Genomic DNA, 10,143 nt, shown 5'->3' on the forward strand with positions numbered 1-10,143 from the left:
ACGGGGAGATCCCAGCCTGCGCTGGGATGACGGAGTTAATCTGTGTCATCGCGGCGCTCGCTTAACGGTACGGCGCATCGGCGGCAAGGTTCGCCGCGATCGCGCTTTCCCAACGGTCGCCATTATCGAGCAGCTTCGACTTGTCGTAGATCAGCTCTTCGCGCGTCTCGGTGGCGAACTCGTAGTTCGGCCCCTCGACGATCGCATCGACCGGGCACGCCTCGGCACACAGGCCGCAGTAGATGCACTTGGTCATGTCGATGTCGTAACGCGTCGTACGGCGCGAACCGTCGTCACGCGGCTCGGCTTCGATCGTGATCGCCTGCGCGGGGCACACGGCCTCGCACAGCTTGCACGCGATGCACCGCTCTTCGCCATTCGGATAGCGACGCAGCGCATGCTCGCCACGGAACCGCGGCGACACCGGATTGCGCTCGTACGGATAGTTGATCGTCGCCTTTTCCTTGAAGAAATAGCGAAGCGTCAACGCGTGCGCCTTCACGAATTCCCACAGGGTAAACGACTTAATGATCTGAGCGACGCTCATGAACCCACTCCAACGCGCGTCAGCATGAGATAGCCCGACACGAGGAAAACCCAGAACAGCGAGACGGGGAGGAAGACCTTCCAGCCGAGCCGCATCAGCTGATCGTAGCGATAGCGCGGCACGGTCGCCTTCACCCAGCTGAACAGGAAGAAGAAGAACAGGATCTTGGCGAACAGCCAGATGATCCCCGGCACGTAGTACAGCGGCGCCCAATCGACCGGTGGCAGCCACCCGCCCCAGAACAGCGTCGCGTTGAGCGCGCACATCAGCAGCACGTTGGCGTACTCGCCGAGCCAGAACAGCGCGAACGACATCGACGAATATTCGGTCTGGTACCCGGCGACCAGCTCGCTCTCCGCCTCGGTCAGATCGAACGGCGCACGCTGCGTCTCGGCCAGCGACGAGATGAAGAACATCACCGCCATCGGGAACATCAGCGGGTTCAGGATGTACCCGTTGAAGAACCAGACGTGCGACTTCTGCGCCATCACGATCGCCGACAGGTTGAAGCTGCCGGTCCACAGCACGACCGAAATCAGGATGAAGCCGATCGCGACTTCATACGACACCATCTGCGCGGCCGCACGAAGCGCCGAGTAGAACGGATATTTCGAGTTCGACGCCCAGCCCGACAGGATGATCCCGTAGACGCCGAGCGACGAGGCCGCGAGCACGTAGAGCAGCCCGACGTTGATGTCCGCGAGCACGACGCCGACCCCGAACGGCACCACCGCCCAGACGATCAGCGCGACCGTGAAGGTGATGATCGGTGCCAGCAGGAACAGCGTCCGGTTGGCGGCTGCGGGGACGATCGTCTCCTGCAGGAACACCTTCAGGCCGTCAGCGAAGCTTTGCAGCAGGCCGAACGGACCGACGACGTTAGGACCACGGCGTAGCGCCATCGCCGCCCAGATCTTGCGGTCGGCATAGATGATCATCGCCACCGCGAGCATCAGCGGCAGGGCGATCACGAGGATGTCGATGATCGTCGCGAGGAAGAACGCCCAGTCGTAACCGAGCGAGGATTCGAACCAGGAGATCATTCGGCTGCCTCCGCGTAATCTTCCCCGTGGAGAAGTTCGGCCGAGCAGCGCTGCATCGTCGGCGACGCACGGCAGATCGCGTTGGTCAGGTAGAAGTCCTTGATCGGATAGCCGGAAAGAACGCCCTCACCTGCCCCGTTAAGCGAAGGCGGGTTCCACTCGAACGTCGCGAGCGCCTGATGACGCAGCGCAGGCACGTCCGCGTACATTTCCTCGCGGAGACCCTCGAAGCTGTCGAACGGTAGCGTGTGGCCGAGCGTGTCGGACAGCGCGCGGAAGATCGACCAGTCGTCACGCGCGTCGCCCGGTGCGAACACCGCGCGCTCGCCGCGCTGGACGCGACCTTCGAGATTGACCCACGTGCCGGACTTCTCCGCGTAGGTGACACCCGGCAGGATGACGTCGGCAGCCGCCGCACCCTTGTCGCCGTGATGACCCACGAACACCTTGAAGCCTGCAAACTTGGAGTAATCGACCTCGTCCGCGCCGAGGAAGAAGCCGAGCTTCGCCCCCATCACGTCGGCGATGCCGCCCTTCTGCGCATAGCCGAGCATCAGCCCGCCCATCCGCGAAGCCGCCATGTGGACGACGTTGAAACCGTTCCAGCCGTCCTTCACGAGGCCCAGCGTATCGACGAGCTTCAGCGCAGCCGCATGGCCACCCTTCAGCGCGCCGCCACCGACGATCACCATCGGACGCTCGGCTTTGCCGAATGCCTCGGTCACCGCCTCGGGCAGAGCGCCAAGCAGCGCCAGATCGTCGCCGAGCCACTCGACCTTGTACGTCAGGTCCGTCTCCGGCCCGATCGCAAAGACCTTCGCGCCCTTCTTGATCGCTTTCCGCACCCGCGTGTTCACCAACGGCGCTTCCCAGCGCAGATTGGTGCCCACCAGCAGGATCGCGTCGGCCCGCTCGGTGCCGGCGATCGTCGTGTTGAAATTGACCGCGGCGATGCTCGTCGCGTCATAATCCATGCCGGTCTGACGGCCTTCGAGCAGGCTCGAACCCATCTTCGCGAGCAGCGCCTTGGCGGCGTACATCGTCTCGCAATCGACCAGATCGCCGGCGACAGCCGCAACGCTCGACCCGGCGTTGACCGCCTTGATCGCCGCGAAGGCCTCGTCCCAGGTAGCGGGCTGGAGCTTGCCGTTCACCCGGACATAGGGCTTGTCGAGACGACGACGGACAAGGCCGTCGATCGCGTGGCGCGTCTTGTCGGTCGCCCACTCCTCGTTCACGTCCTCGTTGATCCGCGGCACGCAGCGCAGCACCTGGCGACCACGGCTGTCGAGCCGGATATTGGTGCCGACCGCGTCCATCACGTCGATCGTCAGCGTCTTGCGCAATTCCCACGGACGCGCCTCGAACGCATACGGCTTCGACGTCAGCGCACCGACCGGGCACAGATCGACGACGTTGCCGCTCAGCTCGCTCTTGACCGCGTTCTCGAGATACGAGGTGATCTGCATGTCCTCGCCGCGGAAGATCGCACCGATCTCCTCGACGCCGGACACTTCCTCGGCGAACCGGATGCAGCGCGTGCACTGGATGCAGCGGGTCATGACCGTCTTGACGATCGGACCCATATACTTCTCGGTGACCGCGCGCTTGTTCTCGTCGTAGCGCGAATGACCGCGGCCATAGGCGACCGACTGGTCCTGCAGATCGCACTCGCCGCCCTGATCGCAGATCGGGCAATCGAGCGGATGGTTGATCAGCAGGAATTCCATGATGCCCTCGCGGGCATTCTTCACCATCGGCGAGTTGGTGAAGATCTCCTGCTTGTCCGCCGCCGGCAGCGCGCACGACGCCTGCGGCTTGGGCGGACCAGGCTTCACCTCGACCAGGCACATCCGGCAATTACCGGCGATGCTCAGCCGCTCGTGATAACAGAAACGCGGGATCTCCTTGCCGGCAAGCTCGCACGCCTGCAGCACGGTGGCGCCCTGCGGCACCTCGATCTCTACGCCATCGACTTTGACTAAGGGCATTACTCTGCGGCTTCCATCATCGGCGCGGTGTCGCCACCGCGCTCACGGATACGGCGCTCCATCTCGGGGCGGAAATGCTTGATCAGGCCCTGGATCGGCCATGCGGCTGCGTCGCCGAGCGCACAGATCGAGTGACCCTCGACCTGCTTGGTGACCTGCTGGAGCATGTCGATCTCGGACAGCTCGGCGTCGCCGGTGCGCATCCGCTCCATCACGCGCCACATCCAGCCGGTGCCCTCGCGGCACGGCGTGCACTGGCCACAGCTCTCATGCTTGTAGAAGTACGAGATGCGGCTGATCGCACGGACGATGTCGGTCGACTTGTCCATGACGATGATCGCCGCGGTGCCGAGGCCCGACCCGACCGCCTTCAGGCCGTCGAAGTCCATCGCGCAGTCCATGATCTGCGCGGCGGGCACTAGCGGCACCGAAGAGCCACCCGGGATCACCGCGAGCAGGTTGTCCCAGCCGCCACGGATACCGCCGCAATGCGTCTCGATCAGGTCGCGGAACGAGATGCTCATCTCCTCCTCGACCACGCACGGCTTGTTCACATGGCCGCTGATCTGGAACAGCTTCGTGCCGCGGTTATTTTCCGCGCCGAAGCTGGAGAACCACGCAGCGCCGCGCCGCAGGATCGTCGGCGCAACCGCGATCGATTCGACGTTGTTGACCGTCGTCGGGCAGCCATAAAGACCGGCCCCTGCCGGGAAAGGTGGCTTCAGCCGTGGCTGGCCCTTCTTGCCCTCGAGGCTTTCCAGCATCGCGGTCTCTTCGCCACAGATGTAAGCGCCGGCACCACGATGCACGAACACGTCGAAGTCGTAGCCCGATCCGCATGCGTTCTTGCCGATGAAGCCGCGGTCATACGCCTCGGCGACGGCCGCAAACAATGTTTCGGCCTCGCGGATATATTCGCCGCGGATGTAGATGTACGCGGCGCGCGCGCGCATCGCGAACCCGGCGATCAGCGCGCCTTCGATCAGCTTGTGCGGATCGTGGCGGATGATCTCGCGATCCTTGCAGCTGCCCGGCTCGGATTCATCGGCGTTGATGACGAGGAAGTTCGGCCGATCGGGCTTCGGCTCCTTCGGCATGAACGACCATTTGGTACCGGTCGGAAAGCCCGCGCCGCCACGGCCGCGCAGCCCTGACGCCTTCATCACGTCGATGATCGCGTCCTGGCCGAGCGCCATCAGGTCCTTGGTGTTATCCCAATCGCCGCGCATGATCGCTGCGTCGATGGTCCACGGCTGGAAACCGTAGACGTTGGTGAAAATGCGGTCCTTGTCGGCGAGCATCAGGCCCACTCCCCCCGGTAATCGTGGTTCGCGTCGACCATCGCCTTCAGCGAGGTCGGGCCGCCTTCGGGGCAGCTCGCGCGACGACCGAATTGCGGACCCGGCTTCGGGTGCCCGCCATTGGCCAGCGCCTCGAGGATCTCGGTCGTCTTGTCGTAGTCGAGATCTTCGAAGTTATCGTCGTTGATCTGCACCATCGGCGCATTCGCGCACGTGCCCAGGCACTCGACCTCGGTCAACGTGAACATCCCGTCCGGCGTCGTGCCGCCCTTGACCAGCCCGCGGTTCTTGCATGCAGCCAAAACGTCGTCCGACCCGCGCAGCATGCACGGCGTTGTACCGCAGACCTGGACGTGGAAGCGGCCGACCGGCGCGAGATTGAACATCGTGTAGAAGGTCACGACCTCATACACGCGCATGTACGGCACGCTGATCTGTCGCGCGACGAACTCAATCACCGGCACCGGCAACCAGCCCTGCGTCTGCGTTTCCGCGCCGACCTGGCGCTGCGCCAGATCGAGCAGCGGGATCGACGCCGACTGCTCGCGACCCTTGGGATAGCGCCCGAGGATCTCGTTCGCCTTCACCTGGTTCTCGTCCGTCCACGCGAACGAACCCCAGCGGGCGCGGGTCTCGGCCTCGTCGGGAATTTTCGGAGCTTCAGCCATCAGCGGTCACATTCACCAAAAACGATATCCATCGCACCGAGGATCGCGGTCGTATCCGCCAGCATGTGGCCCTTCGCCATGAAGTCCATGGCTTGCAGATGCGAGAACGCGGTCGGGCGGATCTTGCAGCGGTACGGCTTGTTCGAGCCATCGGCGACCAGATACACGCCGAACTCGCCCTTGGGGCTTTCGGTCGCGACATAGACGTCGCCGGCGGGCACGTGGAAGCCCTCGGTGTAGAGCTTGAAGTGATGGATCAGCGCTTCCATCGACTGCTTCATCTCACCACGCTTGGGCGGCACGACCTTGCGGTCGAGCGACGCGATCGGCCCCTCGGGCATGTCGCGCAGGCACTGCTTCATGATCCGCGCAGACTGACGCACTTCCTCGACGCGCACCATGAACCGGTCATAGCAATCGCCGCGCGTGCCAACCGGCACCTCGAAGTCCATCTTCGTATAGGCGTCATAGGGCTGCGACTTGCGCAGATCCCAAGCAATGCCCGAGCCGCGGATCATCGGGCCGGAAAAGCCCCATTTGATCGCATCGTCGCGGCTGACCACGGCGATGTCGACGTTGCGCTGCTTGAAGATGCGGTTGTCCGCGACGAGCGAGATCGCATCCTCGAACAGCCGCGGCAAGCGCGTGTCGAGCCAGTCGCCGATGTCGGCGAGCAGCTTCAGCGGCGCATCCTGATGCACGCCACCCGGACGGAAATAGTTCGAATGCATGCGCGCGCCAGAGACACGCTCGAAGAAGTTCATGCAGTCTTCGCGGATCTCGAACAGCCACAGGTTCGGCGTCATCGCGCCCACGTCCATGACGTGCGAGCCCAGATTGAGCATGTGGTTCGAGATGCGCGTCAACTCGGCAAAGAACACCCGCAGATACTGCGCGCGCTCGGGCACTTCGAGGTCGAGCAGCTTCTCGACCGCCAATACCCAGCTATGCTCCATGCACAAAGGCGAGCAATAATCGAGACGATCGAAATACGGCAGCGCCTGCGTGTAGGTCTTGTACTCGATCAGCTTCTCGGTGCCGCGGTGGAGCAGGCCGACATGCGGATCGACGCGCTCGACGATCTCGCCGTCGAGCTCCATGACGAGCCGCAACACGCCGTGCGCCGCCGGATGCTGCGGACCGAAGTTGATGGTGTAATTCTGAATCGTGACGTCGCCGGTCGTCGGATCGGCTACGTCGGCTTCACCTAGAAGCTCTTCGACATACAGACTCACTGGTTCTGTCCTCCACCCTTGGTCGGGACCACGTCGGGGTTCGCAGGCTTCGGCGTCGCGTCGGACTCCGACTTGCCGGCGCCCGTCTGCGCGGTCGACTCGGTGCTCTTGGGTTCGGTCGACGCCTGGGTCGGCGACTGCGCCGCATTGGCCTTGACGATCATGTCAGCCTTGAGCGGCGTCGGCGCACCCTTGGCCTCGGGCAATGCGCCCTTTTCGTCGCCGGGAAGCACGTAGTTCGCACCCTCCCACGGGCTCATGAAATCGAACGTGCGGAAGTCCTGCGCCAGCTGCACGGGCTCGTACACGACGCGCTTAGACTCTTCCGAATAGCGCAGCTCGACATACCCGGTCAGCGGGAAATCCTTGCGCTGCGGGTGACCGCGGAAGCCATAATCGGTCAGGATGCGGCGCAGGTCCGGATTGCCGCTGAACAGCACGCCGTACATGTCGTACACCTCGCGCTCGAGCCAGCCAGCGACCGGCCAGATGTCGGTCACCGACGGCACCGGCTTTTCCTCGTCGGTCGCGACATGCACGCGCAGGCGGTGGTTCCGCGTCAGCGACAGCATGCAATAGACGACCTCGAACCGCTCAGGCCGATCCGGATAGTCGACGCCGGCGATCTCCATGAGCTGCTGATAGGCAAGCCCCGGCGTGTCGCGCAGCGCGATCATCGCGTCGTACAGGTCTTCGCGGCGAACGTGCAGCGCGACTTCGCCGACATGGTCGACCGCGTCGAGCAGCATGCCGCCGAGCGCCGCACGGGCGCTGTCGATCACGCCGTCATTCGACGCGTAAGCTGGTGCGGGAGCCCTCAACGCTCGATGCTCCCGGACCGCCGGATCTTCCGCTGCAACTGCATGATGCCGTACAGCAGCGCCTCAGCGGTCGGCGGGCACCCGGGGACGTAGATGTCCACCGGCACGATCCGGTCGCAGCCACGCACGACGCTGTAGCTGTAGTGATAATAGCCGCCACCGTTCGCACACGATCCCATCGAGATCACGTACTTCGGCTCGGACATCTGGTCGTAGACCTTGCGGAGTGCAGGCGCCATCTTGTTGCAGAGCGTGCCGGCAACGATCATCACGTCCGACTGGCGCGGCGACGCGCGCGGCGCGGCGCCGAAGCGCTCCAGATCGTAACGCGGCATGTTGACGTGGATCATCTCGACCGCGCAGCACGCAAGCCCGAACGTCATCCACCACAGCGAACCGGTCCGGGCCCACTGAAACAGCTCCTCGGTCGACGTGACAAGGAAACCCTTGTCCGTCAGCTCACCGTTCAAACCGTCGAAAAAGCCCTGGTCGGGTGGCACCAGCGAACTGGGCGAACCGGGTGCGGGCTGAAGCTCTACTCCCAATCGAGTGCTCCCTTCTTCCATGCGTAGACGAGGCCAAGGGCCAATTCGCCGATAAAGATCATCATCGAAATCCACGCGGTCCAGCCGAGCGTGAAGACCGAGACGGCCCAGGGATACAGGAACGCGGCCTCGAGATCGAAGATGATGAAGAGGATGGCGATCAGGTAGAAGCGTACGTCGAACTGGCTCCGCGGATCCTCGAATGCGGGAAAGCCGCACTCGTATTCGCTGAGCTTCTCAGGCGTAGGCTTGTGCGACCCCGTGAGGCGCGAGACGGCCATCGGCAGGAACACGAACGTGCTCGACAATGCGATGGCGATCCCGAGGAACAGGAGGATCGGAAGATAGTGCGACAGGTCGACCAAATTGCTTCTCGCAAGTGCGAACGGAACGGGGCCGCTTTAGGCCGATGGGTGGTGATGGGCAAGGCGTGGAGGGTGTGAGAATCACTCGCAAGTGGAGGGACGGGGTGGCGGGAAACATGCGTTACTCGGCGCGCACGAGCGTCGGCGCTCGATAACACCGTTGGTGTCCGGTCACGTCATTGATACCAATCCGCCATGCCGAACGTGTTCGGTGCGCCCCCGTAAGCAAGGATGACGCCGCTTTCGAACGACATCTCCCTCCTCCTTGTTCTCCCGCGAAGGCGGGAGCCCAGTCTGGGTCCCCGCCTTCGCGGGGAAACAAGCTGACTCCGGCTCTAGGGGACACGCCGAGTAGTTCCGAGATCCCCCGGCACCGCAAACAAACGACGGAAGATGTTTTGCGCGAGTGGATGCTGGAACAAGCCCGACATGACGGACTGCGCGCTGACGCCGTCCAACCTTACAATCCTCCCCCGCCAGGGGGAGGTATCGCCGAAGGTGACGGAGGGGGAGGACACGGAACAGAGGTTTCCCCCTTCCTCCCCCATCCGTCAGGCAAACGCCTGCCACCTCCCCCTTGCGGGGGAGGATCGTTAATTGACCTCAGCGAAGAGCGCCAGCTACCAGCTTGTGCAGACGCGAGTGCAGCGCATCGTTCGCAGCCAGAAACTCATTCCGCTCCATCGCGCGATCGCCACCACGGAAGTCGGTGACGAAACCGCCGGCTTCCTTCACCAGCAGCATCCCCGCCGCAACGTCCCAAGGCTTCAGGTTCGATTCCCAGAACCCGTCGAAACGCCCGGCCGCAAGCCAAGCCAGATCCAACGCCGCAGCACCCAAACGACGGATCCCCGCAACCTCAGGCGCAACCGCGCCGAAAATCCGGCTCCACTGCGCGAAGTCGCCATGCCCCAGGAACGGAATCCCCGTAGCGATCAGCGATTCGGACAGATCACGCCGCGACGACACGCGCAGACGCTGGTCGGTGAGCCAAGCACCCCGCCCCTTCTCCGCCCAGAAGCTCTCGTCGGTCAGCGGCTGATACACCAGCGCGGTGGTGACCTCGCGCTTGCCGTTCGGCATCGACTCCTCGACCGCGATCGAAATGCAGAAATGCGGGATGCCGTGGAGGAAGTTCGACGTCCCATCGAGCGGATCGACGATGAACCGCGGCTTGTTCGGATCGCCCTCGACCTCGCCGCGCTCTTCCATCAGCATGCCCCAATCGGGACGCGCGTGCGAAAGTTCTTCGAAGATCGTCTGCTCGGCGCGCTGGTCGGCCTGGCTGACGAAGTCGGCCGGACCCTTGCGGCTCACCTGGAGCTGCTGGACTTCGTTGAAGTCGCGGCGCAGGCGCGGCGCGGCCTTGCGGGCGGCGCGCTCGATGACGGTCATGATGCCGGAATGGCTGGGCATTATTTTTACCTTAAGCCCTCTCCCCTCCGGGGAGAGGGTTGGGAGAGGGGCTGTTCCGGGCGGTATCGTTTGGGGCCGCCCCCCCCCCCCCCCCCCCCCCCCCCCGGGGGGGGGGGGGGGGGGGGGGGGCCCGGGTTCCGCTTGGTTGACCGTCATTGGCTCGAGCCGGCCTACCCACCCCCGGCCCCTCCCTTTCAGGGAGGGGAGCGAG

General features: G+C 64.0%; 10 protein-coding genes. All 10 read right to left on the reverse strand.

Going from position 1 to position 10,143, the window contains the following annotated elements; genetic code table 11:
- Positions 1-61: 61 nt before the first annotated feature.
- Positions 62-547 carry an NADH-quinone oxidoreductase subunit NuoI gene (gene nuoI / locus C8J47_RS08060; protein WP_055877898.1) on the reverse strand — a complete coding sequence of 162 codons (486 nt, stop codon included), beginning with the start codon at positions 545-547 and terminating at the stop codon, positions 62-64.
- On the reverse strand, positions 544-1,590 hold the full coding sequence (gene nuoH / locus C8J47_RS08065) for an NADH-quinone oxidoreductase subunit NuoH (RefSeq protein ID WP_056058320.1): 1,047 nt from the start codon (positions 1,588-1,590) through the stop codon (positions 544-546). Before nuoH ends, nuoI begins: the two co-directional genes overlap by 4 nt.
- A complete protein-coding gene (nuoG, locus tag C8J47_RS08070; protein WP_121885194.1) occupies positions 1,587-3,581 on the reverse strand; it encodes an NADH-quinone oxidoreductase subunit NuoG in 1,995 nt (664 codons plus the stop codon). The genes nuoH and nuoG overlap by 4 nt, the downstream gene beginning before the upstream one ends.
- Positions 3,581-4,882 (reverse strand): NADH-quinone oxidoreductase subunit NuoF, encoded by a 1,302-nt coding sequence (nuoF, locus tag C8J47_RS08075; RefSeq protein ID WP_107955021.1) that lies wholly within the window; start codon positions 4,880-4,882, stop codon positions 3,581-3,583. Before nuoF ends, nuoG begins: the two co-directional genes overlap by 1 nt.
- Positions 4,882-5,550: an NAD(P)H-dependent oxidoreductase subunit E gene (locus tag C8J47_RS08080; protein ID WP_121885195.1), complete on the reverse strand. Its 669-nt coding sequence runs from the start codon at positions 5,548-5,550 to the stop codon at positions 4,882-4,884. The genes nuoF and C8J47_RS08080 overlap by 1 nt, the downstream gene beginning before the upstream one ends.
- The gene (locus C8J47_RS08085) at positions 5,550-6,785 is read right to left on the reverse strand and encodes an NADH-quinone oxidoreductase subunit D (protein WP_121885196.1); all 1,236 of its coding nucleotides are present in this window, start codon (positions 6,783-6,785) and stop codon (positions 5,550-5,552) included. The genes C8J47_RS08080 and C8J47_RS08085 overlap by 1 nt, the downstream gene beginning before the upstream one ends.
- Positions 6,782-7,606, reverse strand: coding sequence for an NADH-quinone oxidoreductase subunit C (locus tag C8J47_RS08090; RefSeq protein WP_121885197.1), 825 nt, complete (start codon positions 7,604-7,606; stop codon positions 6,782-6,784). The genes C8J47_RS08085 and C8J47_RS08090 overlap by 4 nt, the downstream gene beginning before the upstream one ends.
- The gene (locus C8J47_RS08095) at positions 7,603-8,151 is read right to left on the reverse strand and encodes an NADH-quinone oxidoreductase subunit B family protein (RefSeq protein WP_056058310.1); all 549 of its coding nucleotides are present in this window, start codon (positions 8,149-8,151) and stop codon (positions 7,603-7,605) included. The genes C8J47_RS08090 and C8J47_RS08095 overlap by 4 nt, the downstream gene beginning before the upstream one ends.
- The gene (locus tag C8J47_RS08100; protein ID WP_056048518.1) at positions 8,142-8,516 is read right to left on the reverse strand and encodes an NADH-quinone oxidoreductase subunit A; all 375 of its coding nucleotides are present in this window, start codon (positions 8,514-8,516) and stop codon (positions 8,142-8,144) included. Before C8J47_RS08100 ends, C8J47_RS08095 begins: the two co-directional genes overlap by 10 nt.
- A gap of 603 nt (positions 8,517-9,119) precedes the next feature.
- Entirely contained in the window at positions 9,120-9,932 is an 813-nt protein-coding gene (locus C8J47_RS08105) for an inositol monophosphatase family protein (protein WP_121885198.1), read from the reverse strand.
- Positions 9,933-10,143 lie beyond the last annotated feature (211 nt).

Source organism: Sphingomonas sp. PP-F2F-G114-C0414 (assembly GCF_003688595.1).
In the GTDB taxonomy this organism is placed as follows: Bacteria; Pseudomonadota; Alphaproteobacteria; order Sphingomonadales; family Sphingomonadaceae; genus Sphingomonas.

Excerpts from the sequence above, each read along its gene's own strand:
- C8J47_RS08105 (WP_121885198.1), bottom strand. The coding sequence starts at position 9,932 with ATGCCCAGCCATTCCGGCATCATGACCGTCATCGAGCGCGCCGCCCGC.
- C8J47_RS08080 (WP_121885195.1), bottom strand. The coding sequence starts at position 5,550 with ATGGCTGAAGCTCCGAAAATTCCCGACGAGGCCGAGACCCGCGCCCGC.
- nuoF (WP_107955021.1), bottom strand. The coding sequence starts at position 4,882 with ATGCTCGCCGACAAGGACCGCATTTTCACCAACGTCTACGGTTTCCAG.
- nuoG (WP_121885194.1), bottom strand. The coding sequence starts at position 3,581 with ATGCCCTTAGTCAAAGTCGATGGCGTAGAGATCGAGGTGCCGCAGGGC.
- nuoH (WP_056058320.1), bottom strand. The coding sequence starts at position 1,590 with ATGATCTCCTGGTTCGAATCCTCGCTCGGTTACGACTGGGCGTTCTTC.
- nuoI (WP_055877898.1), bottom strand. The coding sequence starts at position 547 with ATGAGCGTCGCTCAGATCATTAAGTCGTTTACCCTGTGGGAATTCGTG.